Raw genomic sequence first — 26,002 nt, 5'->3', positions numbered from 1 at the left:
TCGAGACATGCGGTCATCGGTCGACGAATCTGTCCTTTGCTGAAAGGACGAGGTTGGTCTCGTCCCGCGCCGTGAACACGACGTCGCCCTGACTGTCCGCCGCCCCCGTCAAGGTGACCCGCAACGCTTCGGAAGTCTCGGGCCCAATCACGACCGATGAGCCGTGTTCGACGCCCACAATGGCAAGCCTCGCATCGACGCCGCTGACGGACAGCGCATAGGTGTGGGGAGCCGACGACTTGTTCAGAAGCTTCACCGTATAGGCGTTACGCAGCGAGCCGTCCGAGAGCTTGACCGCCACGGGATCCCGGTCGTGCTGGACCGAAAGGATCGCCGTGGTCTTGGTCGCGAACGCGACCATGATGATGCCGGCAAGCGCGAGGCTTGCGGCCGTCAGGCCGATCGTCTTCGGCCGCACCAGGCGGTTGACGGGCGCCTCCTTCCGACGGCCGCGCTCGATGTTGGTCCAGCTTTCGTAGTCAATTAGACCGCGGGCACGACCGAGTTTGGACATGACCCCGTCGCAGGCATCGACGCAGAGCCCGCAGTTGATACATGCGAAGTTCGGTCCCTCGCGGATGTCGATACCGATCGGACAAACGGCGACGCACTGGCCGCAATCGACGCAGTCGCCGGCGGGCTTGCCCTCGAGCCGGACTGCCGCGGCCTTCTTCGCGGACATCCGCAGTTCACCGCGGTAGTCGCGATAATTGACGGTGTACGCCTCCGGATCCCAGATCGCACCCTGCAGCCGGGGCCACGGACACATGAAGGTGCAGACTTGGTCGCGCGCGAAGCCGGCCAGGCCGTAGGTCGTGCCGGCGAAGACGACGATCCAGGTCAACGCGTTCGTGGACACCTCTCCGGAAGCGAACCCCCGTAGCAGGCCCGGCGCATCGGTGAAGTAGAAGATCAGCGTACCGCCGGTCGCGAAGGAGATCAGCAGCCAAGCCGCGTGCTTCGCGACGACCTGCGCCGCCCGCTTCGGAGTCAGGGACGCATCTCTGTTCTTCAGCCGCAGGCGGCGATCACCTTCGATCAGCCGCTCGACCAGCAGGAACAGGTCGGTCCAGACCGTCTGCGGACAGGCGAATCCGCACCACAGGCGGCCCGCAAGCGCATTGGTCAGGATCAGGATGGTGGCCGCGAGCACCAACAGACCGGTGACGAGATAGAGATCCTGCGGCCAAATCTCGACGAAGAAGGCGTAAAGGCGACCGTTGGCGAAATCGAGCAGGACAGCCTGGTCCGGTGCGTTAAGCCCCCGGTCCCAACGGATGAACGGCGTGACGTAGTAGATCGACAACGTCAGGAGCAGGACAGCCCATTTGATCCTGCGGATCGGGCCTTTGACGGACTGGGGCACGACCGGCTGGCCGGCGGCGGCTGCGGCCCTGGCGCGGGTCTTGGCGTGATCGATCTCGATGGTAAGGGCCATGGCGGTCAGTTCACTGCGGCGAAGCCGAGAGAGGCCCGGACGGCGGGTTCGATGTAGGACGGGTCCCATGCCGGCTCGAAAGTCATCGTCACGTCGGCAGAGACGACCCCTGAAACGGTGGACGCGGCAGCCTGTGCCCCTTCCCTCAGGAAACCGGTCGCCGGGCATCCTGGGGTCGTCGCCGTCATTGTGATCCGGACCGCCCCTGCTTCGGCGGTGATGTCGTAGACGAACCCGAGATCGACGATGTTCTCGCCGAGTTCCGGATCGATCACGGCCCGCAGCGCATCGCGCACGCGGTCGACGAGTTCGCTGGTCATGATGGGGCCCGGACAGTCAGCTCGTAAGCGGTGCCGTCCGAAGTGAAGCCGCCGAGCCAGCGGAAACCACGCTTCTCGAGCTGCGGAAACAGGAACACCGGCTCCCGGCGCAGCAGTGCCGACAACGTCTCACCGGGCCCAAGTTTGTCCGCTTCCGCGAGGATCCGGACCATCGGCTCCGGAGGGTCGAGATCCCGGTTGTCCAGCGTGACTGCGGGGTCTGGCCAGTTGTCGAAGCTCGATGCCGCCACCGCGTGCTCCTCGGACTGCGTCTCGGCGGGAGTGAAGAGGACTTCCCACTCGCCGCCTTCGAGAGACTGTTCGGTGTGCGCGAAGCCTTTCTTCTGCATCACCGCGAACAGAGGAATCGGCCTGAACGTCGCGTAGAGTCGCAATCCCTGCCCCGGCGCGAGGTTCTCCAGCGCCGACATGATCACCGAGAACGGCTCGCCTCCAGCACGCAGGATCGGACGGACGTCGACGTCGATGTACTGGGTCATGATATTCATCTCTCATTTTCTTGCGAACAGCAGGTGCGGCGCGACCGCGCCGACGGGTAGCCGCAGCGGTCTAGCGACGTCGGCAAGCCGACGGATCCGAACGATTTCGTGGACGATGCCGACCACGCAGACGGTCATTGCCGCTGCGGCCACGCGCAACGCGGCCGGTTCGCCGCCCAGCAGAGCCGCTGTACCGGCCCAAACGGCCGCATAGTAGATAACGAACCATTTCGTCGCCCGGTCCTCGGCAACGAGATCCTGGACGCGCGGGGTCGGAGCGCGCCCCATCACGGGGCCATAGGTCTCCAGCCAGGTCAGGAATGCGACGATCTTGTAGAGTTTCGCGAGGACCAGACCCGACAGCCAGCCGAAAATCGCGAGGAAAGCGAACGCGCCCACGTTCGCGAGGAAGGCGCCGAACGCGACGAGCGCGATTCCGAGCAGTGCCACGCCTGCAAGGCTCGCGAACGACAGCGTCGCCATCCGCATGTTGAGCTCGAGATGGCGACGCTTGCGGTTGCTGAAGATGCCGACGACGTCTCGCCCGTAAAGGGCAGCCGATGCGATGCCAAGGACCCCAGCGATCGACAGCACGATCTGCAGACCGGCGGCGAGCCCAATCGCAAGCGCTCCGCTCGCCACGGCGAAGGCAACGGCCACCGCCCCCACAGCGAGCGTGACGCCGCTTTGCCGGTCGTCGACGTCGGGCGCCAGCATGAACATTGCCAGAAGACGGTAGCTGACGCCCATGGCGGTCAAGGTAAGCCAGCCGCCGAGGCCGGCGATGGCGTGCAGCGGGATGCCGCTTGCGAGAACCACTCCTCCCACCGACCCCGCCCATCCGGCGAGCGCGAACGCGAAAATGGCACCGAGTACCATGGTGGCACACAGTGAAGCCAGCCCCACAAGGACGAAGCGAGCCGGCCCGATTGGACGCAGCCAAGCCGTCAAACCGAGATCGAGGACAACCAAACCGAAGCCTACGACGAGCAGAATGGCACCGAGTGGCAGCAACCAGAGCGTCGGCGGGAGACGGCCGCCCAAGCAAAGAAACCCTCCGAGCAGCGACAGAAGCCCCACCGTCAGCAAGGCAAGCGCCGGCAAAGCGCATTTGTCGGAAAACAGCGGCTTGGCGACCAGAACAGGCACGAATTGGAACAACGCTCCGCACATCGCAAGGCTCAACCATCCGATGCAGATCACGTGAACGAGGACGAGAGTGTCGGGCGACGCGATGTCGCCGGCGGGATAGCCGACTCCGGCGACCAGCAGACCAAGCGCGACGAACAGCCACGCGAGCGCCGCCGCGAAATAAGTCATCGTCCATCGGGATAGGTTCGTGCCGATCATGATCAGAACTTCCGTGCGCGGCAGAGAAGCGGCGCGTAGGCGGCCACGAAACCGAGAAAGGCAAACGTCCATGCGATGCCGGACACCATCAGAAGGGCAACCGAGTGGCTCGGCTCGATCGCGGCGCAGACACGTGCGACGGCGGCGATCACGATGGCGGCGTAGACGGCTTGAACGGGCCCTGAAGCCTTGAGCGCCTGTCCGGTATGTCCGAGCGATGCACGCGTCATGACCGCGATCGTCATCGAGCCAATCGCGCCTCCGGTCCAGGCATGCAGGCCCGCACCGGGGGAGACGAAATCGACCGCGGAAAGCCCGCAGAGGAAGAACCCAACTGGCACGAAGGCGTAGGCGACGTGCAGGACCAAGACGAGGCGATCGGAGAAGGTCCGGTCTCCGGCCCAACGCAGCAGACGAACGAAATGCAATAGACCGGCAGCCGCAAGAGCGACGGCCGTTGACCGCCCCGTCGGGAACATCACCCACGCGGCCATGGCGCAGACGCCGGCGACCATCGCGACCGCGTCGAACCGATTGAAAGGAACTGGTAGTCGTCCCGGGGGGCGGCGCGCGAGCCAGTTGCGCGTGAAGCTCGGCACGATCCGGCCGCCAATGATGCAAACGAGCGTAACGACCAAGGCCACACCGGCGCGCGTCGAATACTCCGCAAGCCCGGTGATATGAGCTTCGATATGGAAGGCGATGTTTGCGCCGGCAAGCAAGGAGACGATCGCGACGACTTTCAGGTTGTTCCACTTTCGTCCGACGACGATTTCTCGCGCGGCCGCCGCCGCGAGAAGAACCAGAAAAGCGGCGTCGATCGCGAGCGCGGCTCGCCAGCCGATCATATCGGAGAACGACGTTGCGGCCCGCCCGGCGACCCAGGATCCGAACAGCAGCGCGAGCGGCACTCCCTGGATCGGCAGCCGTCCCGTCCAATTGGGGATCGCGGTCAAGAGAAAGCCCGCAACGACGGCGCCCACATAGCCGAACAGCATCTCATGGACGTGCCAGTCCCGTGGCGCGAACGCCGTCGGCAGCCAAACATGGCCGGCAAAGATCGCAAGCCACAACGGAATCGCCGCCCCGGCATAGATGGCGGCGAACAGGAAGAACGGTCGGAAGCCATGCGACAGGAGCGCCGGGCCTCTGTAGTTCCTCAACTTCTGCATCGTCGCCATGGTCGCCGTTCCCGATCGAATAGACGCCAGATTAGACGCGTGCGGTCGGCCTTTCTTTGTCGGAGCGCAAACTAGCTCCTCATTCACCGATCTGTTTGATCCACGACAAAGATCGGATCGGCACTCGCGCTATTTTCGAACCGTCAAACAGAGGGCAAAATGCGGATTTTCGAGAGATTACGCGGCAAGGGCCGCAACGACAGCGGCATCGAGCGGAGGCTGGCCGAGACCGTCGTCACGGACCCCCTCCGCCGCATCGACGATGAAGTTGCTGCAACGATCTTAGCCGGCGCCAAGCCGAACTGCTGCACCTGCTGCTCGGCGGAAGCGGAGAATCGATAGCTCAGCAAGGAGACAAAATTGTCCGCTTCGGATATCGCCAGGCATCACTTCGATGCCGCCCTCAAACAAGCCGATGCCACGGGCGTCGACCGTGATGGTCTATGCCGCGCGTTACTCGGTTTGGTCGTGTCCCAGTATCTGGTCAACAGAGGTGTCGCCGATGTGCAGTCCGAACTGCACTTCGTCGCCGACAACTGCGATCCGGACACCGATTTCATGTTCATGCGGCCGTAAGCTCGATCGATGATTGCGAACGCGAACTCGGCAACATACGCGCGTTCGGGATCGAACACGCCTTCGCTTCCCGAGCCGGCGCCGTTCCAGCGTCTAGTACAGCGCACGGTCGGACGAGGCAGTCCTCGTCCATCCGCACTGGGGCGTATGGCGGCGATAGCCGCAGCGATCACTTGGCCGCGGTCTTACTCGCTTCGAGCTTGTCGAACAGCGTCGCGAACACCTGCTTCGCCTTGCCGACCTGGGGCACGGCTCTGGCTTGATCGAGATTGGTGGGCGACCCGACGACGATCATCGCCACCATGCCCATTCCGTAGTGGGGCAGGCACTTCACCCCGTAGACGCCTTCCTGATCAAACTTCACGGCGACGTCCTCGCCGTTCTTGCCCTGGAACGCAGCCGCGCCCTCGGGCAGCATGCCCTTGATGGTCTCGGCATTGTGGCCCTTGTCAGTCGCGACGAACTTCACGGTATCGCCCAGTGCAACCTTCACCAGCGCCGGTTCGAACACCATCATGGCGCCGTCGCTTCCCTTGTTAAGCAGTTTGACTTCGACCTCGGCTCCGCGCGCGGTGCCCCCGGCCAGAACGAGGGCCGCCGCGACAGCCATCTTCGCGATCATTCTCATCTTCGCGTTCCTATGAAACATCCAGCCCGGGATGGTCGGGCCCCGCAGCAGCACATAAACCGCTTCCAGGTCCCAGAGATTGCGCCAGCGCAAGTTTCTGGACGGTTTGCCGGGGTAAGAAACAGGCCAGCACGTTGAGGCTTGCTCCCAGGCGGGTAGTCTCCCGGCCTTATCTGAGGGGTTTCTTATGGCCGCAGTCGACCGGTCGCTGGTCGCTAATCTGCCCATGTTCGCGGGGTTGTCTCCCCTCGAGCAGGACGAGTTGCTGCGCGAGGCACGTTCGGTCCGTTACATCAAAGGCAGCGCGGTCTTCGACCAAGGCACTCACGCCGACCGCTTCTTTCTACTGCTGCACGGCCACCTCCGCGTCGAGAAGACGACACCGCAAGGCCAGCAGACCGTGGTACGCTACGTCTCCGCCGGCGAACTCTTCGGCGTCGCGCAGGCCATGAACATGACGCATTATCCGGCGACATCTGTCGCCGCCGTCGACAGCATCGCGTTGGCGTGGCCGTCATCGTCGTGGCAGCGGCTGATCGTCAAGTATCCGACGCTTGCCGCGAGCGCACTACAGACGGTGGGCAGCCGCCTTCAGGACACCCAGGCACGTGTGATCGAGATCTCGAATGAGCAGGTGGAGCAGCGGGTGGCGCATGCGCTGCTGCGCCTGGCCAAGCAGGCCGGAAAGAAGGTCGATACCGGCGTCGAGATCGATTTTCCGATCAGCCGACAAGACATCGCCGAGATGACCGGAACGACGTTGCACACCGTCAGTCGGATCCTCAGCGCCTGGGAAAACGAGGGGCTGGTCGAGGGCGGCAGGCAGCGCATCGTGCTCCGCAACGCGCATCGGCTGCACGGCCTCGCCGAAGGCGACGAAGCCATCCAGTTACGCCGGCGCGGACCTTAGGCAGCCGCGTCCAGTATCCTTGGCAGCCAGTATCTTTGGCAGAAAGACTTCGGGCATCAACGGAATGCTCGGCGCACGCCTCGGCGATCGATTGAAATGATACGATCGGACAGCCGACGCATCGCATCCTAGAATCCAGGAAAACGCGGACCGTGAGCGCCAACGGTGCATCACGTCGTCGACGGGCATCCCAGTACTTGGGATTGCATCCTTTGCCATGCAGCCACCGTAACCGGTCGCGCTCAAGCTCTTTTTGCTCCTAACGCAACCCTCCGCCGAAGAACTGTTTCGCAGATCCATCGCGAACGTTGTTCCAGCACAAAGACCTTCGCGTCTGCATGGCTCATGATCCACCCATCGAATTGCAGAGATCAACCGATGGAGAGCGATCATGCTCACGCGAAGGACTGCTTTGATGGGCGCCGCGATCGCGGCGTTGATGATGACGGCACCGGCCATCGCGGAGACTGCGGACGAGCTGAATCTTCCGCGCGAGAAGGTGACGCTGGTGGCGCCGCCCGCCGTGCATCCTCACGACCAGGCGACCAAGTCAGGCCCCAAGATCGTCGAGTTCAAGCTGACGATCCGCGAGAAGGAGGTCGTGATCGATTCTGCAGGAACCAAGTTCTGGGCGATGACCTACGACGGCTCGATGCCGGGCCCGATGATGGTGCTGCATGAAGGCGACTATATGGAGCTCACACTGGTCAATCCCGAGACCAACTCCATGCCGCACAATATCGACCTGCATTCGGCGACGGGAGGCCTCGGCGGCGGCGCGTTGACGAAGGTTAATCCGGGCGAGCAAGTGAAGCTGCGCTGGAAGGCCACGCGTCCCGGCGTGTTCGTCTACCACTGCGCGCCCGAAGGCATGATCCCCTGGCACGTCGTGTCGGGCATGCACGGCACCGTCATGGTGCTGCCGCGCGACGGTCTGAAGGACGGCGCGGGCAGGTCGCTACACTACGACAAGATCTACTACATCGGCGAGAACGATCTCTACGTGCCGAAGGACGAGAACGGTAAATACAAGACCTATGAGACGCTCGGTGAATCCTATGCCGACACGACCGAGGTCATGCGCAAGCTGATTCCGACGCATGTCGTTTTCAATGGCAGCGTCGGCTCGCTTACCGGCAAGAACGCCATGACCGCGAAGGTCGGCGAGACCGTGCTGATCGTGCACTCGCAGGCCAATCGCGACACCCGTCCGCACCTGATCGGTGGCCACGGCGACTACGTCTGGGAGACCGGCAAATTCAACAATCCGCCGGAGAAGGACCTTGAGACCTGGTTCGTCCGGGGCGGTTCGGCCGGTGCCGCACTCTATACTTTCCGCGAGCCCGGAATCTACGCCTACGTGAACCATAACCTGATCGAGGCGGTCGAACTGGGTGCCGCCGCACACTTCAAGGTCGAAGGAAAGTGGAACGATGACCTGATGAAGCAGGTCACCCCTCCCAGCCCCGTCCCCCCCGACAAGGTCGGCGCCGCCGATCCGGTGGCCGTCACCCGGTAGGTGGCGTCGAGCGCGGCCCGCGGTTCGCCGCGGGCCGTTCTTCTTGAGGAGACCCGTGATGCTGATGCTGATGAAGATCAAGATTGCGATGCTCGCCGGCGCGCTGGCCGCGCCCGCGCTCGCGACCGTTCTTACGCCTCCGACCCAGGTCGATCCGGAGGGGATCAGCCGCCTGGCGCCAGCCTCCTTCAGCTACCGCGCCGCCGGCGACTTCTCGCGAAGCGGCAAGCCGGTGGAAGGGCCGCTGCGCAGGCTCGGCCTGCCGGCGGACCTGTTCGTCATGAAGCGGCAGGTCACGGTCGCGGAATACGACCGATGCGTCGAAGAAGGCGCCTGTCCGCGCGTCGGATTTCAGTCCGGACGGCGGGACGTTCCCATAGTCGGCGTCAGCTGGCACGACGCTTCAACCTACGCAGCCTGGATCTCTCTGAAGACAGGCGTCACGCATCGGCTGCCAACCGACGAGGAATGGACTTTCGCCGCGGCCGAAAAGGCACGCGACGAAGCGCTGCCGGTCGTCGACCCCGCCGACCCCGCCCAGGCATGGATCGCGCGCTACGAAGCCGAATCGAACCGTTCGAAACCGGCCGAGACCGCCCCGCAGCCCGGCGGCACGTTCGGGACCAATAGCAAGGGCCTCGACGACCTGGCCGGAAACATCTGGGAGTGGACGAATACGTGCTTCATCCGCGCCTCGTTGGAGGGGAATCGCGAGCAGGTGACGAACACCAATTGCGGCGTACGCGTCGTCGAAGGGGCCCATCGCGCCTACATGACCGACTTCGTCCGCGATCCGAAGTCGGGCGGTTGCGCGGCCGGAGTTCCGCCGACGAACCTCGGCTTCCGCCTGATCGTCGAACGTCCCGGAGCTGCCGTCGCCGACGCTTTCCGGAAAGCCGTGAAGCTGCTGCGACGGGCATAGACAATTCGGAACCCATCTTGAGCTGGCGCAAGGTCCGGCCGCGGCTCAGCCCCTACAAGGGCTGTCGCAATGTCCTCCGAGCGCACGGCGCAAACCGATCGCGGTTAAGGCATGAAACGTAGACAACGACGGATGGCGATGATCGGAAGTTCGCTCGCGGTGCTCGCCATCGCGACGGGACTTGTCCTCAACGCGCTCCGCGACTCCATCGTGTTCTTCACCACACCCACGATGGCAGCGGAGAGGCACATCGCATCAGGCAAGCGCTTCCGCCTCGGCGGGCTGGTCCAGCCAGGCTCGCTGACGCGCGGAGACAGTCTGGCCGCCACATTCAGTATCGCTGATGGAGGAGGCAGCATCCCTGTGAGCTTCAGAGGCACCCTCCCCGATCTGTTCAGGGAAGGTCAAGGCGTCGTCGCCGAAGGCGCCCTGGACGGAGCCGGCGTGTTTCGCGCCGACACTGTTCTGGCGAAGCACGACGAAAACTACATGCCCAGGGAGGTAGCCGACGCTCTGAAGAAGCAGGGTCATTGGAAGAACGACACGCCTTGAGAGACACGGCCTTGACCTGTCCGGCGTCCCTTCCAACTGCTCCGAAGTTGACCTGACGCAACGTTCGGGAACGCCGCATCCGGCAATGTCCTCGTACAATGGAAAGGCAGACGATGCGCTCGGATCTCGCAAGACGGTACGGTCAGGACCGGCTCCCCCGCTACACCAGCTATCCAACGGCCCCGCACTTCAATCCGTCGATCGGCGAAGCCGAATATCGCGGATGGCTGAAGTCGATCTCCCCACGACGGTCGGCCTCTATCTACCTGCACGTACCGTTCTGCCGGTCCATGTGCTGGTACTGCGGCTGCCACACCTCGGTCACTAAGAAGGACGATCCGATCGCCATCTACGCCTCGGGCCTGCGCACCGAGGCGCATCTTGTTGCGGAAAGTATCGGCCATCGGCAGCCGATCTCGCACATCCACTTTGGAGGTGGCACGCCGACGATCATGACACCCGAGACCTTCGCCGATCTGGTCGGCGCGCTGCGCTATTCCTTCTTCGTGGTACCCGAAGCCGAGATCGCCGTCGAGATCGACCCGCGCACGTTGACCGAGCCGATGACTGAGGCTCTGGGCTTCAGTGGGGTCAACCGCGCCAGCCTGGGCGTGCAGAGCTTCGACCCCGCGGTCCAGCGCGCCATCAACCGCTTACAGGGCTTCGACCAGACTGCCCGGTGCGTCGAGGGCCTGCGAAGGAACGGCATCGGCAAACTCAATTTCGATCTGCTGTATGGGCTGCCGCTTCAGACGGTGAGTTCCTGCCTCGACACCGTCGCGAGGTGCATCGAACTTCGGCCGGATCGGTTCTCCGTGTTCGGCTATGCGCATGTCCCCTCGTTCAAGAAGCACCAGCGCAAGATCGATGAAGGCGCATTGCCTGACAGCACCGAACGACATCTGCAGTCCGAAGCGATAGCCGAGGCGCTCGCCGATGCGGGCTACGTGCGCATCGGCTTCGATCACTTCGCACTCCCCTCGGACGAACTCACCGTTGCGAAGCGGGAGGGCCGATTGCGGCGGAACTTCCAGGGCTACACCAACGATGCCGCCGAAACGCTTGTCGGCCTCGGCGCAAGCGCCATCGGGCGGATGCGGCAGGGCTTCGTTCAGAACGCGGTCGCGACACGCGACTACCTAGCGCGCATCGCCGAGGAGCGACTCGCGACCATCAAGGGCTACGCGTTCACCGGAGACGACCGCTTCCGCGGCGACATTATCGAACGTGTCATGTGCGACATGGCCGTCGATCTCTCCAAGATCGCCAGGTCGCACGGCCGCGATCCGGATGCGGCCATCGTGGACCGATCACGACTCGAAAGCCTCGTCGCGGATGGAGCGGTGACCATGAGGAACGATCTGATCTCGGTAACCGCTGGCGCTGAATTTCTGGTCCGGAGCTTGGCTTCCGCATTTGACGCTCATCTCGCCCGGTCCACGGCGCTCCACAGCCGCGCCGTCTGAGAAGCGCAATCTGCAAGTACGCTGCCGTTTCTGCTGATCGAACCGGCTAACGGCGTTCGTCCGGATCTCGATCCGTTCGGGCGGTCCCCTCCTCAAGACAGTTGGGCATGATCCGCCGGCGCATCCGGGCCTCCGATCCTCAAGAACGCCGTCAACAGGCGCAGCACCTGCATATCTTCGCGAATGCTCATCGTCTGGCCTGTCACCCGTATTACCGCGGCCATCACTTCTTGCGCCACGTCAACCATGGCAATGCGGTGACGGGTTCTCATGACCGAAACACGAGGACCAAGGATGCTCTCCAGTTCCGCAATTCGCCTTCGGGCCAGGCGTCGCCGGCAACGGCTTGCCTGGAAGACTTGGTTCGTTGCGACCGATTTCGCAATGCCGATGCGTCTATTGGTCGATGATCGCGACCCGCTCGAAGACGATCTGCACGACGAAAACTCCCCGAATCGGGAGCGGGCTCCGAGTAGACAAGGATCGTAGGTTTAGTTTGCGCTGGCTCAAATACGATCGAGCCGCAGCGTGCTTCAATTGCACCGTTCAAGACGAGCGACCCATTCCTCCCTTTGGCGTTGTCTCGACACTCAGAGCCCGGCCGAGTTGCTGGGCTTCTTTTTTCCGCCGTTTGCTGTGTCAGTTAGCGATAGATCGCAGGCAGCGCCGCGCGAGGGGTCCACCGCTCAAGCGACCGAAAAGGCTCCGAGGAGGAGACCGAAGACTGCGAGCTCGCTGAATATCCGCACCCACATCATCGGGTCGGCCGGCAACTCAGCGAAGACTCCCCATCCGTTTTCCCGCGGTTCGAACTCGCTCGCGGCTTCGACGTCGACGACGTCCTATCCACTACGTGGGACCGCGAGCTCGCGCAGGACCTTCACCCATCTCTCGATCTCGCTGGTGTCGGTCGACAGCTCCGTTCCGAAATCACCAGCAAAACCGCGCCACGCGGCCAAATTGTTCTGGGGAACGCCAATCACTACGGTAATATTACGCTCCATCGCCTTGGCGATGAGGTCGAGCAGTCCGCCACCGCCGCATTCGGCCTTGCCGAATTTGTTGAGCACCAGCACATCCGGTGCATCTGCCAGGCAGCCTTCGATCTGCGCGGCGACCTCTGCAAGCGCCGACTCGTCGAGCCGGCAGCCCGACGCGCCGGCACCGCGATCCTCATAGATCGACGTGCGATGACCGGTGCTTAGATCCTCCAGGAGGACATCGCATCGTCGCTCCGACGCCGCGTCAACCAGATGCTGCAAGACGCCGGCAAGCGACAATCTGCTGCGACGACACGATGCGACCAGCGCCTCAAAGGCCGCCGCAGGGTATTTGTTCTGCGGATAAACGATTGCCGCCAGCGATGGCGTGCGCGGCGGTACGACTTCAGGCGTCCGGGCGGAAAGCGTGACAGACATCTTGATTCACCTCAATGGGACGTGCGCCTATCAAATCAAGGCAATAGGGAATGGCCGGGAAGACAGCGCCGAGACAGATGTCGATCGACGATGGCCGCCCGGGCAGATTGACAATCAGACAGTGGCCTCGTGTCCCAGCGGTCTGCCGCGAGAGGATCGCGGTCGGAACCTGCTCCAGGCTGACCCGGCGCATCAGTTCGCCGAAGCCGGCAAGCTCGCGTGTAATCACGCTGCGTGTGGCCTCCGGTGTCAAATCGCGCGGCGCCGGCCCTGTCCCGCCGGTCGTCAATATCAGGTCGCAGGTCTCCCGATCCGACATTTCGATCAGTGCGCCGGCAACGCTTTCAACACCATCCGGGATGATCTTGACGATCGCGATCCAGTTCGAACGGATGGTCCGAGCTAGGAAGCTGTTGATTGCCTCCCCACCCTGGTCCTTGTACTCGCCTCGGCTGGCGCGGTCAGACACCACGAGAATGCCGATCCGCGCAAGGCTTCGGGAGCAGCCCGTGCCGCCGATTTCACGCTTGTCGCTCATGTGCACCCCCCGCCGCCTCCACATGAACACCCCACGTGCGATACGGTGCCCTGGGCTTCGTCCCGCTTCAGTGACCAGTGCAGCATGTGCGTCAGGCAGCGGAAGCCCGGGTCGTCGGTGCGTTCGACCGTATTCATCAACGCAAGCCAGTCCTCGCTCGATGCTGAGTTGGCAAAACGCCGCACCGCGCCTGCGGCGTATTCTCCGACCGTCTCGTCAAAGCGATCAGCCGTGGAACCGATGCGCGCCAACAGAGTAAGATCACCACAGCTGAGCAGCGCATCGGCCGCGACAGCCTCTTCGCTGAAATTCCTGATGATTTGCCCGAGCTGCATGGTGTTTCCCTATTGCAGAAGCGGCGAGCTGGCGCCCGCGAGTGCAATTCCGGTGATCTCTGCACGGCCGGCCAGTACGGCGACATATTGAGCGAGCGATCGGTGCTGCACGCTTGTTGCGAGGTAGTCGGCGATGCGGTCGCGGGCGAGTTCAAACGGCAGGACTTGCCCCGGCGCGTGCCGATCGAGCCGAACGATATGTAAGCCATAGCGGGTTTCGACGATAGCGAGCTCGCCCTCGTGCATGCGGGCCAGCGCCACCTCGAATTCCTCGATCGTCTGGCCACGCGTCACCTGGCCGAGGCGACCTCCGTTCTCCGCCGAGGTCCGGCAATCGGAACGGCTGCGCGCCAGCTGATCAAACAGGGCGGGGCCTTCCCGCACGGATGAAAATATCTTCTCCGCGATCTCGCGGGCTCCACTTCGCGCAGCAGCATCATTCGGCGGAGCCGCGATGAGGATATGGGCTGGCTCGTAGAGATCACCGGTCCTGAAACGATGTTGGTTCTGTTCGTAGAAGCGCAGGCATGAGGCATCGTTCGGTTCGGGCGTGACGACCTCCCGTTCGATCAGTGCGCGCATTGCCGCCTCTTCCGGGGTTTCGCTCCGACCTTCGGCGTCACGCAGCGGCTCCGCGGAAACTTCGAGGCGCCGTGACTCCTGCAGCAACAATTCCCGCACGACCAAAGCCCGTGCTGCTGCCTGCCAGGCCAGGATCGGCTTTTCCGCCGGGTGGTTCTGCACCTCGCGCGCGATTGCCTCGCGCGGAATGATGGTGCCATTGACGCTGACGGTCTTCGGCTTGGGGAGGCTGTCGGCGAGCGAGCAATCCATGGCTCTACTCCGCAGGTTGCACAGGACGGCTGGCGCCGCGCGACGCAGCGTCGCGGCGGCGCACGACCTGATAGCCGCGGCGGCCGAGATACCAGACCGGCGCGCTCCAGATATGGACCAATCGCGTAAAGGGGAAGATGAGGAAGATCGTCATACCCAATACGAGGTGCGCCTTGAAAATCGGGTGCACGTCCAGAACGTTGGCGGCGATGCCTGGCTGCAGCGTCAGGATGCCCTGCGCCCATCCCATGAACTTCACCATCTCATGCCCATCCAGATGCCCGAGCGATACGGGAATGGTCGCAAGGCCGAGAAGCAGCTGGACAAACAGGATCAAGAGGATTGCAGTGTCGCCGAAGGAGGAGTTGGCGCGAATGCGCGGATCGAACAGCCTCCGGTGCGTCAACAGAGAAATCCCGACCAGGCACATCAGTCCGGCGGTGCCGCCCGCGACGATCGCCAGCATCTGCTTGAAGCCATGCGAGACGCCGAGCATGTCGAATACCCAGATCGGGGTCAGCAGTCCCACGAGGTGGCCGAAGAAGATGAAGAGAATTCCGACGTGGAACAGGTTCGAGCCCCAGACGAGCTGCCGTCGCCGCAGCAACTGGCTGGATCCACTGCGCCAGGTATACTGCTCGCGGTCGAAGCGCATGAGGCTTCCGAACAGAAAGACGGTGAGGCAGAGGTACGGATACCAGCCGAAGACGATGGCATTGAGCGTCTGCATGATCTGGCCCTCTACTGCGGGTGTGACGGCGCCGGCCCCACGGCGCGGCGGGCGTGCCGAAGCTTTGCGATCAGGGTTTCGTGACCGCAGGCGCTCTGACCCTGGGCGCCGGGCCCGAAGCGGACTTCTTCCTCTTCCCAAGCTGCGTCGAGCGCCACCAGGTCCATCGGGTCGGTCTCGGGCGCCTTCAGAAGCTCGTCGACAATATCGCGGCGCGGCGCTTCGGCAGCGATCTTGACTAGCGTGTCGAAAACGCCCTTATAGCTCGACTCGCGTCGCCCGAGCCGTTCGGCGAGCGCCGCGAAAATATGCGCGGTCTGCCCGAGAAGCTCGCGTGCCTCCGCAAACGGTTGCGTCGCCAGGAATTCAAGGAAGAGCGGCACGTAATCAGGTAATTCGTTTGCCGCGATCGCCAACCCCGCATTCTCGTACATGGCTTTGAGATCGACCATGGCCTGGCCGCGATCGCGGCTTTCACCGTGGACATGCTCGAAGAGATGCAGCGCGAGCGTCTTGCTGCGATCGAACAGCAGGCCATAACGCTCCTGCAGGTCGTAGAGATCGCCGATGGCGATTTCCTCGATCAGCACATCGACGGCACCACGGCACGCCGCCGGCACCAGTCTCTCGGCATCGAGCACCGCCGGAAATTCCGGCGCGGCCGCGATCAACGCCTCAGTCGGATAGCTCAGGAGGGCCGACAGGACCTTGAACGTCTTCATTACGCGATCTCCATCGGATTCTTTGCCTTGCGGGGCGAACCGAACAGGTTGGTTTCAGTCTCGCCGCCGGAGCAGCCATTGCCGAAGGTGAAGCCGCAGGAGCCACGGATGTCGAAGGCGTCGGCGCCAAGTTCACGATGCGCAGTCGGGATCACGAAACGATCCTCGTAGTTGGCGATCGCCATGATCTGGTACATCTCGTCGATTTGGGCCGGCTCCAGCCCAACCCGTCTGGCGATGGCTTCGTCGACGACTCCGTCGAGCGTCTTGGCCCGCATATAGGCGCGCATCGCCATCATGCGTTCGAGCGCCAGCGTCACCGGCGCTTCATCGCCCGCGGTCAGCAGATTGGCCAGGTAGCGCATCGGAATCCGCAACGACTTCACGTCCGGCATGCCACCGTTAAGACCGATCCTGCCCGCGGAGGCGGCCGAAGTGATCGGCGACAGCGGCGGCACATACCAGACCATCGGCAAGGTACGGTATTCCGGATGCAGCGGGAATGCGACCTTCCACTCCATCGCCATCTTCCAGATCGGCGAGGTCTTCGCCGCCTCGAGCCAGGCATGCGGAATGCCCTGCCGCTCGGCCTCGGCGATCACCTGCGGATCGTTCGGATTGAGGAAGATGTCGAGTTGGGCCTGGTAGAGATCACGTTCGTCAGGCTTGCTCGCTGCTTCCGCGATACGGTCGGCGTCGTACAGCACGACGCCGAGATAGCGGATACGGCCGACGCAGGTCTCCGAACACACCGTCGGCTGGCCGGCTTCGATGCGCGGGTAGCAGAAGATGCACTTCTCCGATTTTCCCGATGACCAGTTGTAGTAGATCTTCTTGTAAGGGCAGCCGGAGACGCACATGCGCCAGCCGCGGCACTTGTCCTGGTCGATCAGGACGATGCCGTCCTCTTCGCGCTTATAGATGGCGCCCGATGGACAAGCGGCGACGCACGCCGGATTAAGGCAGTGCTCGCACAACCGCGGCAGGTACATCATGAACGTGTTTTCGAACTGACCGTAGATGTCCTTCTGCACCCCTTCGAAATTGTAATCCTGCGCGCGCTTTTCGAACTCGCCACCGAGGATCTCCTCCCAGTTCGGGCCCCACTGGATCTTCTCGATCCGCTCGCCCGACACCAGCGAGCGCGGCCGCGCCGTCGGCATCGCCTTCATTTCCGGCGCCTGCTGCAAATGCTGGTAGTCGAAGGTGAACGGCTCATAATAGTCGTCGATCTCGGGCAGGTCGGGATTGGCGAAGATGTTCGCCAGCACCCGCCACTTGCCGCCGATGCGCGGCTGGATCGAGCCGTTGCGATTGCGCTTCCAACCACCCTTCCAACGCGCCTGGTTCTCCCAATCCTTGGGATAGCCGATGCCGGGCTTGGTCTCGACGTTGTTGAACCACGCATATTCCATGCCTTCGCGGCTGGTCCACACGTTCTTGCAGGTGACGCTGCAGGTGTGACACCCGATGCACTTGTCGAGGTTCAGCACCATTGCGATCTGGGCGCGGATCTTCATTGTGCGGCCTCCAGCTGGGACGTCCCGGGTTGATCTGCGGCGGGCGTGTCGAGCCAGTCGACTTTCGACATCTTGCGAACGATGACGAATTCATCGCGATTGGCGCCGACCGTGCCGTAGTAATTGAAGCCGTAGGCTTGCTGTACGTAGCCGCCGATCATGTGGGTCGGCTTGAGCACGGTACGGGTAACCGAGTTATGGATGCCGCCGCGCTGGCCGGTCTGCTCGGAGCCCGGGACATTCACGATCTTCTCCTGTGCATGATACATCATGCACATGCCTTGTCGGACGCGTTGCGAGACCACCGCGCGTGCGACCAGCGCGCCGTTGGTGTTGTAGGCTTCTATCCAGTCGTTATCGACGATGCCCGCCGCCTTGGCGTCGAGTTCGCTGATCCACACGATCGGACCGCCGCGCGACAGCGTCAGCATCAGGAGATTGTCGGTATAGGTCGAGTGAATGCCCCACTTCTGGTGCGGCGTGATGAAGTTCAAGACCACGGAGTCGTTGCCGTTCGGCCTGCGGTCGATCACCGGCTTGACCGTCTTGGTGTCGATCGGCGGCCGGTAGACGCAGAAACCTTCCCCGAAGGCACGCATCCACAGATGATCCTGATAGAGCTGCTGACGGCCGGTCAGCGTGCGCCACGGGATCAATTCGTGGACGTTGGTGTAGCAGGCGTTGTAGCAGACCTTCTCGGATTCCAGGCCCGACCAGATCGGCGAGGAGATGATCTTGCGCGGCTGCGCGACCACGTCGCGGTAGCGGATCTTCTCGTCTTCCTTCGGGACGGCCAGATGGGTGTGATCTCGCCCGGTGAAATTACCGAGGGATGACCATGCCTTGACCGCGACCTCACCGTTGGTTTCCGGAGCGAGGCTAAGGATGACTTCGCAGGCGTCGATCGCACTCTCGATGCGGGCAAGCCCCTTGGACGCGCCTTCCTCCGTTACGACGCCGTTCAGCTTCTTGAGCAGCTCGACCTCATGATCGGTGTTCCAGCTCATGCCCTTGCCGCCATTACCGAGCTTGTTCATCAGCGGCCCGAGCGAGGTGAAACGCTTGTAGAGGTTCGGGTAGTCGCGCTCGACCACGGTCACGGCCGGCATCGTCTTGCCCGGGATCGGATCAATCGCACCCGTCTTCCAGTCCTTGACGTCGAAAGGCTGGGCGATCTCGCCGGGGCTGTCATGCATGATCGGGGTGAGGACGACGTCCTTCTCGACGCCCAGGACTTCCGGCGCGACCTTCGAAAAGGCTTCCGCGATTCCCTTGTAGATGTCCCAGTCGCTGCGGGATTCCCAGACTGGATCGATCGCCGCCGATAGCGGGTGAATGAAGGGATGCATGTCGGAGGTATTGAGATCGTTCTTCTCGTACCAGGTCGCGGTCGGCAGCACGATGTCCGAGTACATGCAGGTCGTGGACATCCGGAAGTCCAGCGTAACCAGCAGGTCGAGCTTTCCCTCCGGGGCATCTTCGTGCCATTTGACCTCAAGCGGCTTTTTCCTGCCGTCCTCGCCGAGATCCTTACCCAGCACGCCGTGTTTGGTGCCGAGCAGATGTTTCAGGAAATATTCATGCCCCTTGCCTGATGCGCCCAGCAGGTTCGAGCGCCAGACAAACATGTTGCGCGGCCAGTTCTTCGGTCCGTCCGGATCATCGCATGACAGCTTCAAATCGCCCGACCGAAGCGATTTCGCGACGTAGTCCCTGGGCTCCAGCCCGGCGGCTGCCGCGAGCTTCGCAACCTCCAGCGGATTGGTCTCGAGTTGCGGTGCGGAAGGCAGCCATCCCATCCGCTCGGCGCGAACATTATAATCGATCAGCGCGCCATCCCACGGACCTTGCGGCGCCGTCGGCGACAGGATTTCCTTCACGTCCAATGTCTCGTAACGCCATTGATCGGTGTGGGCGTAGAAGGCCGAGGTCGAGTTCATCTGACGCGGCGGACGGCCCCAGTCGAGACCGAAGGCGAGCGGCGTCCAGCCGGACTGCGGCCGCAGCTTCTCCTGGCCGACGTAGTGCGACCAGCCTCCGCCGGATTGTCCGATGCATCCGCACATTACCAGCATGTTGATGATGCCGCGGTAGTTCATGTCCATGTGGTACCAGTGGTTCAACCCGGCGCCGAGGATGACCATGGAGCGGCCGCCGGTCTTCTCGGCATTGGCGGCGAATTCGCGCGCCACCGTGATGATCTGGTCGCGTGGCACGCCGGTAATCTTCTCCGCCCAGGCCGGCGTGTAGGGTTCGACCTCGTCGTAGGTATTGCCGAGATGATCGTCGCCGAAGCCGCGATCGACACCGTAATTGGCGACGAACAGGTCATAGACGGACGCCACCAGCGCCTCGCCGTCCTTGAGCTGGATGCGCCTGGCCGGCACCTTGCGCGTCAAGACGTCCGGATGATCGGTACCCTGGAAATGATCGTGCTCGCGATTGCCGAAATAAGGGAATGCGACCTCGGCCAGTTCATCCCTGGTATCGGCGAGCGAAAGCTGCAGCCTGGTGTCGCGGCTCTTTGAGTCCCGCTCCTCCAGATTCCATTTGCCCTGCTCGCCCCAGCGGAAGCCGACCGAGCCGTTCGGCACCACGATCTCACCGGTCGCCTCATCATAGGCCACAGTCTTCCACTCGGGATTGTTGGCTTCGTCGAGAGAAGTGGCGAAATCCGAGGCGCGCACGAACCGCTCGGGTACGAGCCGTCCCTCGGATTTCACCAGCCGCACCAGAAATGGCATGTCCGTATACTGGCGCGCATAGTCGTTGAAGTATCTGGTCTGCCTATCGACGTGGAATTCCTTGAGGATCACGTGCCCCATGGCCATCGCCAACGCCGCGTCGGTGCCTTGCTTGGGTGACACCCACAGATCGGCGAATTTCGAAGCTTCTGAATAGTCCGGGCAGATCACGACGCTCTTGGCGCCCTTGTAGCGGACCTCGGTATAGAAATGGGCGTCCGGCGTGCGGGTCTGCGGGACGTTCGATCCCCACAGGATCAGGAAGCCAGAATTGTACCAGTCCGCGCTTTCGGGCACATCGGTCTGCTCGCCCCAGGTCTGCGGCGAGGCCGGCGGCAGATCGCAATACCAGTCGTAGAACGACATACAGACGCCGCCGAGCAAAGAGAGATAGCGTGCGCCTGCCGCGTAGCTCACCATCGACATCGCCGGAATCGGCGAGAAACCGAAGACGCGGTCTGGACCATAGGTTTTCGCGGTGTAGGCGTTTGCGGCGGCCACGATCTCGTTGACCTCGGTCCAGCTGGCGCGGACGAAGCCGCCAAGGCCGCGCTTCTGCACATAAGCGGCTCGCTTCGTCGGATCTTCGACGATCGATTTCCAGGCAACGACCGGCGTCATCACTGCGCGCGCCTCGCGCCACAATTTCAGCAGCCGCGAGCGCACTAGCGGATATTTCACGCGATTGCCGGAATAGAGGTACCAGCTGTAGCTGGCGCCGCGCGCGCAGCCGCGAGGTTCATGGTTGGGCAGGTCCGGGCGCGTGCGCGGATAGTCGGTCTGCTGGGTTTCCCAAGTGACGATGCCACCCTTGACGTAGACCTTCCACGAGCAGGAGCCGGTGCAGTTCACGCCATGCGTCGACCGCACGATCTTGTCGTGCTGCCAGCGTCTCCGGTAGCCGTCCTCCCAGGAGCGATCCTCGGTTGTTGTGACGCCGTGACCGTTGGCAAAATCCGGCTTGGCGCGCGTGAAGAATGTCAACCTGTCCAGGAAATGGCTCATCCCTCGTCTCCTTATTCCGCGGGCTGGGTGGCGGGCGAGATCCGAGCGCGCCGTTCAATGTCATGAAGCAGGCCACCCTTGCGGGTATAGACAGCCCAGGTGATGACGATGCAGGTTACATAGAAGATGAAAAATCCCCACAATGCCGCCTGAACGCCGCCAGTGAGATCGATCGAAGTACCGAACGACTTCGGAATGAAGAACGCACCGAACGCAGCGATCGCCGAGGTGAAGCCGGTGATGGCGGCCGATTCCTTCTCGGCCTGCCGCAGCCGGGTCGCGGGATCAGCGGTCGGCATCAGCCGGTCCATCTCCCGCCGCATGATGTTGGGGATCATCTGGAAGGTCGACGCGTTGCCAACCCCGGTCGCGAAGAACAACAGCAGGAACATCGCGAAGAAGCCCCAGAACGCGCCAGGTTGATCCTTGATGCCGAGGAAATAGAGCACCCCAAGCACGCCGACCATCATCAGCGCGAACACGCCGACGGTGACGCGGCCGCCGCCCCATTTGTCGGCCATCCACCCCGTGGCCGAGCGCGAGAGCGCACCGACCAGCGGGCCCAGGAAGGCGAATTGCAACGCATCGACAGCGGGAAATTGGGTCTTCGTCAGTAGGGGGAAGCCGGCTGAATAGCCGATGAACGAACCGAATGTGCCGGTGTAGAGCCAGCACATGATCCAGTTGTGCTTACGCTGGAAGATCACCGCCTGGTCGGCAAAGGAGGCTTTGGCGGACGCAATGTCGTTCATGCCGAACCAGGCAGCAAAGGCGCTGGCCACGATGAACGGCACCCAGACGAAGCCGGCATTCTGCAGCCAGAGCGGCACATCGGTGCTCCCGCTCTTGACCGCGGTCGGATCGCCGCCGAACCAACCGAACACGCCCACGGTGATCACGATCGGCACGACGAACTGCACGACGCTGACGCCGAGATTGCCGAGCCCCGCATTGAGCGCGAGCGCGTTTCCCTTCTCCGCGCGAGGGAAAAAGAACGAGATGTTGGCCATCGAGGAGGCAAAATTGCCGCCGCCGAATCCGCACAACAGCGCGAGCCCCAGGAAGACCGGATACGGCGTCGCCGGATTCTGCACGGCATAGCCGATACCGACAGCGGGCAGCAGCAGCGACCAAGTGGCAAGCGTGGTCCACAGCCGGCCGCCGAAGATCGGCACCATGAAGGAGTAGAAGATCCGCAGCACCGCACCCGATATGCCGGGCAGCGCCGCAAGCCAGAACAGCTGGTCAGTCGTGAAGCTGAATCCGACCGAAGGCAGCTTGGCCACCACCACCGACCAGACCTGCCAGACCGCGAAAGACAGCAGCAGCGCCGGGATCGAGATCCAGAGATTGCGCCGGGCGATGGCACGGCCGCCGCCCGCCCAGAACGCCGCGTCCTCCGGCCGCCAGTCGGTGAGGACGGCGCCGGACAGAGCGCCGACATGCTGCGGTCGGTGAATCTCCTGCATCTCCGGGAGTTCTGGAAGTTTCTTGAGTGCTTCGCCGACCACGCCGCGCTCCATCTGCCTGATGGAGACGTGCATCCAAACCAGCGCGATCGTGACCAAAAGGAACAGCAGCATGAAGCAGCTGGTCCGGAGTCCAGTCAGATCGACGAGCGCGCCGAAGGCGATGGGCAGCACGAAACCGCCGAGACCGCCGATCATGCCGACCAGACCGCCCACCGCGCCGACGTTCTGCGGATAGTAGACTGGGATGTGCTTGTAGACCGCAGCCTTTCCGAGCGCCATGAAGAAGCCCAGAACGAACACAGTCACCACGAACGGCACCAGCCCCATCTCCAGATGGAAGCCGACGGTGCCGTTCACGGTCTTCACGAGATAGTCGGTCGGCGGGTAGGACAGCACAAAGGTTGCCGCTACTCCGACCAGGAACGTCCAATACATGACGCGACGCGCGCCATAGCGGTCCGAGAGATGGCCGCCATAGGCGCGGAAAACGCTCGCCGGAAACGAGAACATCGCCGCCAGCATCCCGGCAATCTTGATATCGACGCCGTAGACCTTAATCAGATACTGCGGCAGCCACAGCGAGAGCGCGACGAAGGCCCCGAACACGAAGAAGTAATAGAGCGAGAAGCGCCACACCTGGATGTTCTTGAGCGGCTCGAGCTCGAGCCAGGCGCTCTTCGGCTTCTCGTTTCTGGCACGCCGCTCGCGCACCACCGGGTCTTCCTCGGAAAGGAGCCAGAACAAGATACCCATCACGCCGATCACGGCCGCCCAGACCTGCGCAGTCGTCTGCCAGCCATAGGCAACCAGCACGAACGGAGCGAGGAATTTCGTGACCGCGGCGCCGACATTGCCGGCGCCGAAAATGCCGAGCGCCGTGCCCTGCCTGGCGGTCGGGAAAAAGCGGGACACGTAGGCGACGCCGACCGCAAAGGACCCTCCCGCGACACCGACGAAAAGTGCGGCGATTAGGAATTCAGGATAGGTGTGCGCCCACGTCAGCAGGTAGGTAGCGGCCGCGGCAGCGAGCATCACAACCGTGTAGACGCGCCGCCCGCCATACTGGTCAGTCCAGATACCAAGCACGAGGCGGATCAGCGAGCCGCTGAGGATCGGGGTGCCTACCAGCAGCCCGAACTCGGTGTCGTTCAGACCGAGCTCCTGCTTGATCCGGATGCCGATGATCGAGAATATCGTCCAGACCGCAAAGCAGATCGTGAAGGAAATTGTCGAAAGCCAGAGCGCTCGACCACTATGCGAAGAGCTTGAACCAGTTGCGCCCATTGATGTCTCCAATCACCCACCGGCATTGGAGGTACTCATGCGCAAAGATCAGCGCGTCCGTGGTTGTTCCAGATCAATGATCTCGTCGATGGTGTGAGAAAGGCACCCTGAATTTGCAAAAACACGTCCCTCTAATTGCAATTTGTGGCATCATGATTTGATATTTGTCACACGTCACGGAGATTGACCAGTTGCGCTCTGATGATTTCGACCAGGTGAAGTCCTTGCCTCTGTTCGCGCGGATGACCGAGCAAAGTCTCGATGACCTGCTGCAAGGCGCGCTGCTGCAGCAGTTTCCGATCGGTGTGCACCTCATTCACGAGGGCGATCCTCCCGACTTCCTGCACGTCCTGGTCGATGGTCTGGTTGAAATCTTTACCGAACAAGACGAAGTCGAGTGGGGAATTTCCCTGCTCGCACCGGTCTCGACCTTCATCCTTGCGGCCGTCGTGGGCGACCAGCGCTACCTGAACTCGGCGAGAACGTTGAAGGAATCCCGCATTCTGCTGATCCCGGCACAAAGCGTGCGGACGATCCTGGGGCGGGAGATCGGGTTTGCCCAGACGGTCACGAGCGAGCTTGCATCGGCCTATCGCGGCGCAGTGAAGAAATTGAAGGGCTATGTGGCGCGATCAAGCGTCGAACGTCTGGCCAACTGGATCCTGTCAGAGGCGCAAAGCGCCGCATCAGGCAAGCATCTCGTCCTGCCGTTCGACCGCGCCACCCTGGCATCCCACATCGGCACGACCCGCGAGAACCTTTCGCGCAATCTAGCGCATCTGACCGAGCATGGCGTGCGCATCCGTGGCCGAGAAATCATCATAGACCGAAGAGACCTGCTGGAGGCTTTCGCGCGTCCACAAAGGTTCATCGACGACCCAAATTCGTGAGTGTGTATTCAAGCCCAAGGGGTTGCGAGCGGCAGATTGGTTGATCAAAGAGGCACGTCATCTCGAGGCCTCCCGCGCAGGCGGCACCTCCGCTATGTCCCGCGACGGCTGTCGGGCTGCATGATCGAACCGGCAACGAACGCAATCCGACTGACGGCGGAGAGGTTAAGGATTAACGGACGCATGACGTTCTTGCCGGACTAGAGCCCTCGCGCCCGTGCCAGGGTTTCCGAGGGCATCTCGCCATATGCACGGCTATAGCTTCCAGCGAAGTCGCTCATGTGCCAGAAGCCGTTGGCCCGTGCCGCCGCGGTCACGGTGAGGAGCGGGCCTCCTTTGACGAGGAGCTTGCGGACCGACCACATGCGTTTCGATCGCAAGTGTTGATGCAGGCTAACGCCACAGACGTGCTGTACGGCGGTTTGGAGCGTACGAACGGAAACGCCCAGGGTCTGCGCGAGGCCGGCGCTGTAGAGATCGGCCTCGGCGGCGGCCGCCACCAGTTCATCCAGGCGCTCGATCAGCTTTCGATGCCGGTCGAAAGAGCCGGGAAGCGCTCGCTTGACGCTATCCTCGACGAGCGCGCTGTCGAGCCCGGCGATAAGCGTTTCCTGCAGCTTTCCGCTCAACAGCTCGAATTCCCTGAGTTCGCTGCAGGTGGACGCCAGGCAAAACATGTCAAGAATTGCCGATCGGATTGCCAGCATCTTCGCCGACGTCAGCCTGAACAGCTCGATTCCTCTCCCGGAGTTGGTCCATCCGCGATTCTGCATGTCGGAGCCGAAGCGCAGCATGAGATAGGTGTTTGCATGCCGTTCGACGACATCGACGGGTGCTCGGCCGCGGATGACGCCGATCGTGGAATCGCCGACCTCACTGCCGTTCAGCGTTGCGTGGAAGGCTAAAGGAACAACGACCCCAACGCCGCGATTTGCGCCGAGATCGCCCTCCATTCGCCGGGCGAAAGATCGCTGTAGCACGAGAAGGCAATCAGGAAGCGCCAGAATGCTCCGCGAGACCGAGATGGGCGACGCATCCAGCGGCGTGCTTCTCATTCCGCCGATAACATCGTTGGGGCGAAATTCGTCGAAACTGTTGAAACGCTCGACACGCAGCACCGGCGACGGATCGAGCCAGCGGACGGGCAT

General features: G+C 62.7%; 24 protein-coding genes and 1 pseudogene. 9 read left to right on the top strand and 16 right to left on the bottom strand.

What is annotated here, in order from left to right; genetic code table 11:
* Positions 1-13: 13 nt before the first annotated feature.
* Genes ccoG through BI327_RS16050 form a run of 5 tightly spaced genes read right to left on the bottom strand, consistent with a single transcriptional unit; the run spans position 14 to position 4,789 of the window.
* The gene (gene ccoG / locus BI327_RS16070) at positions 14-1,438 is read right to left on the bottom strand and encodes a cytochrome c oxidase accessory protein CcoG (protein ID WP_076861511.1); all 1,425 of its coding nucleotides are present in this window, start codon (positions 1,436-1,438) and stop codon (positions 14-16) included.
* 5 nt (positions 1,439-1,443) lie between these two features.
* Complete coding sequence (locus tag BI327_RS16065; protein ID WP_076861509.1) at positions 1,444-1,758, bottom strand: metal-sulfur cluster assembly factor; 315 nt, start codon at positions 1,756-1,758, stop codon at positions 1,444-1,446.
* Positions 1,755-2,258, bottom strand: coding sequence for a DUF2249 domain-containing protein (locus BI327_RS16060; protein ID WP_089025520.1), 504 nt, complete (start codon positions 2,256-2,258; stop codon positions 1,755-1,757). Before BI327_RS16060 ends, BI327_RS16065 begins: the two co-directional genes overlap by 4 nt.
* 12 nt (positions 2,259-2,270) lie before the next feature.
* Positions 2,271-3,608: a hypothetical protein gene (locus tag BI327_RS16055; protein WP_076861506.1), complete on the bottom strand. Its 1,338-nt coding sequence runs from the start codon at positions 3,606-3,608 to the stop codon at positions 2,271-2,273.
* Between the two features lie 2 nt (positions 3,609-3,610).
* Complete coding sequence (locus tag BI327_RS16050) at positions 3,611-4,789, bottom strand: NnrS family protein (protein WP_076861504.1); 1,179 nt, start codon at positions 4,787-4,789, stop codon at positions 3,611-3,613.
* 159 nt (positions 4,790-4,948) lie between these two features.
* Between BI327_RS16050 and BI327_RS16045 the strand changes: the two genes are divergently transcribed.
* Both BI327_RS16045 and BI327_RS16040 read left to right on the top strand, forming a co-directional pair.
* On the top strand, positions 4,949-5,131 hold the full coding sequence (locus tag BI327_RS16045; RefSeq protein WP_076861502.1) for a hypothetical protein: 183 nt from the start codon (positions 4,949-4,951) through the stop codon (positions 5,129-5,131).
* 18 nt (positions 5,132-5,149) lie between these two features.
* Positions 5,150-5,365 (top strand): hypothetical protein, encoded by a 216-nt coding sequence (locus BI327_RS16040; protein ID WP_076861500.1) that lies wholly within the window; start codon positions 5,150-5,152, stop codon positions 5,363-5,365.
* A 169-nt stretch (positions 5,366-5,534) separates the two neighbouring features.
* Here BI327_RS16040 and BI327_RS16035 read toward each other — a convergent pair whose 3' ends face one another.
* Complete coding sequence (locus BI327_RS16035) at positions 5,535-5,993, bottom strand: pseudoazurin (RefSeq protein ID WP_076862168.1); 459 nt, start codon at positions 5,991-5,993, stop codon at positions 5,535-5,537.
* A 187-nt stretch (positions 5,994-6,180) separates the two neighbouring features.
* On the opposite strand from BI327_RS16035, the gene BI327_RS16030 reads away from it, so the two are divergent.
* From BI327_RS16030 to BI327_RS41685, 6 genes and pseudogenes are all read left to right on the top strand, one after another.
* The gene (locus tag BI327_RS16030) at positions 6,181-6,903 is read left to right on the top strand and encodes a Crp/Fnr family transcriptional regulator (protein WP_076861498.1); all 723 of its coding nucleotides are present in this window, start codon (positions 6,181-6,183) and stop codon (positions 6,901-6,903) included.
* A gap of 391 nt (positions 6,904-7,294) precedes the next feature.
* Positions 7,295-8,422, top strand: a complete 1,128-nt coding sequence (gene nirK / locus BI327_RS16020; protein WP_076861495.1) for a copper-containing nitrite reductase — start codon at positions 7,295-7,297, stop codon at positions 8,420-8,422.
* A gap of 58 nt (positions 8,423-8,480) precedes the next feature.
* Positions 8,481-9,344 (top strand): SUMF1/EgtB/PvdO family nonheme iron enzyme, encoded by an 864-nt coding sequence (locus tag BI327_RS16015; RefSeq protein WP_076861493.1) that lies wholly within the window; start codon positions 8,481-8,483, stop codon positions 9,342-9,344.
* Between the two features lie 111 nt (positions 9,345-9,455).
* Positions 9,456-9,887, top strand: a pseudogene (gene ccmE, locus BI327_RS16010) (cytochrome c maturation protein CcmE); the annotation flags it as partial.
* Between the two features lie 122 nt (positions 9,888-10,009).
* Positions 10,010-11,362 (top strand): oxygen-independent coproporphyrinogen III oxidase, encoded by a 1,353-nt coding sequence (hemN, locus tag BI327_RS16005; RefSeq protein WP_076862167.1) that lies wholly within the window; start codon positions 10,010-10,012, stop codon positions 11,360-11,362.
* Positions 11,363-11,469: 107 nt separating this feature from the next.
* The gene (locus tag BI327_RS41685) at positions 11,470-11,772 is read left to right on the top strand and encodes a hypothetical protein (RefSeq protein WP_143271614.1); all 303 of its coding nucleotides are present in this window, start codon (positions 11,470-11,472) and stop codon (positions 11,770-11,772) included.
* Positions 11,773-12,204: 432 nt separating this feature from the next.
* Here the strand turns inward: BI327_RS41685 and BI327_RS16000 are convergent, their stop codons facing one another.
* The 9 genes from BI327_RS16000 to BI327_RS15960 are packed head-to-tail and all read right to left on the bottom strand — an operon-like array spanning position 12,205 to position 23,964.
* A complete protein-coding gene (locus BI327_RS16000; protein ID WP_076861491.1) occupies positions 12,205-12,780 on the bottom strand; it encodes a DUF2478 domain-containing protein in 576 nt (191 codons plus the stop codon).
* Positions 12,749-13,318 carry a molybdopterin adenylyltransferase gene (gene mog / locus BI327_RS15995; RefSeq protein ID WP_076862166.1) on the bottom strand — a complete coding sequence of 190 codons (570 nt, stop codon included), beginning with the start codon at positions 13,316-13,318 and terminating at the stop codon, positions 12,749-12,751. Before mog ends, BI327_RS16000 begins: the two co-directional genes overlap by 32 nt.
* Positions 13,315-13,653, bottom strand: coding sequence for a hypothetical protein (locus BI327_RS15990; protein ID WP_076861490.1), 339 nt, complete (start codon positions 13,651-13,653; stop codon positions 13,315-13,317). The genes mog and BI327_RS15990 overlap by 4 nt, the downstream gene beginning before the upstream one ends.
* Before the next feature lie 9 nt (positions 13,654-13,662).
* Positions 13,663-14,487, bottom strand: a complete 825-nt coding sequence (locus tag BI327_RS15985; RefSeq protein WP_076861488.1) for a peptidylprolyl isomerase — start codon at positions 14,485-14,487, stop codon at positions 13,663-13,665.
* A 4-nt stretch (positions 14,488-14,491) separates the two neighbouring features.
* A complete protein-coding gene (gene narI, locus BI327_RS15980; protein WP_076861486.1) occupies positions 14,492-15,217 on the bottom strand; it encodes a respiratory nitrate reductase subunit gamma in 726 nt (241 codons plus the stop codon).
* Between the two features lie 11 nt (positions 15,218-15,228).
* Positions 15,229-15,939 (bottom strand): nitrate reductase molybdenum cofactor assembly chaperone, encoded by a 711-nt coding sequence (gene narJ / locus BI327_RS15975; protein WP_076861484.1) that lies wholly within the window; start codon positions 15,937-15,939, stop codon positions 15,229-15,231.
* Positions 15,939-17,459 carry a nitrate reductase subunit beta gene (narH, locus tag BI327_RS15970; protein ID WP_076861482.1) on the bottom strand — a complete coding sequence of 507 codons (1,521 nt, stop codon included), beginning with the start codon at positions 17,457-17,459 and terminating at the stop codon, positions 15,939-15,941. Before narH ends, narJ begins: the two co-directional genes overlap by 1 nt.
* The gene (locus BI327_RS15965; RefSeq protein ID WP_076861480.1) at positions 17,456-21,208 is read right to left on the bottom strand and encodes a nitrate reductase subunit alpha; all 3,753 of its coding nucleotides are present in this window, start codon (positions 21,206-21,208) and stop codon (positions 17,456-17,458) included. The genes narH and BI327_RS15965 overlap by 4 nt, the downstream gene beginning before the upstream one ends.
* 11 nt (positions 21,209-21,219) lie before the next feature.
* The gene (locus BI327_RS15960; RefSeq protein ID WP_076861478.1) at positions 21,220-23,964 is read right to left on the bottom strand and encodes a nitrate/nitrite transporter; all 2,745 of its coding nucleotides are present in this window, start codon (positions 23,962-23,964) and stop codon (positions 21,220-21,222) included.
* Positions 23,965-24,155: 191 nt separating this feature from the next.
* Here BI327_RS15960 and BI327_RS15955 point away from each other — a divergent pair, with 191 nt between their 5' ends.
* Positions 24,156-24,854 (top strand): helix-turn-helix domain-containing protein, encoded by a 699-nt coding sequence (locus BI327_RS15955; RefSeq protein ID WP_076861476.1) that lies wholly within the window; start codon positions 24,156-24,158, stop codon positions 24,852-24,854.
* Positions 24,855-25,054: 200 nt separating this feature from the next.
* Here the strand turns inward: BI327_RS15955 and BI327_RS15950 are convergent, their stop codons facing one another.
* Positions 25,055-26,002, bottom strand: coding sequence for an AraC family transcriptional regulator (locus BI327_RS15950; RefSeq protein ID WP_076861474.1), 948 nt, complete (start codon positions 26,000-26,002; stop codon positions 25,055-25,057).

Source organism: Bradyrhizobium mercantei (assembly GCF_001982635.1).
GTDB classification, from domain to species: domain Bacteria; phylum Pseudomonadota; class Alphaproteobacteria; order Rhizobiales; family Xanthobacteraceae; genus Bradyrhizobium; species Bradyrhizobium mercantei.
The sequence above is the reverse complement of the archived record's forward strand: the minus strand, read 5'-3'. Positions and strand labels throughout refer to the sequence as shown.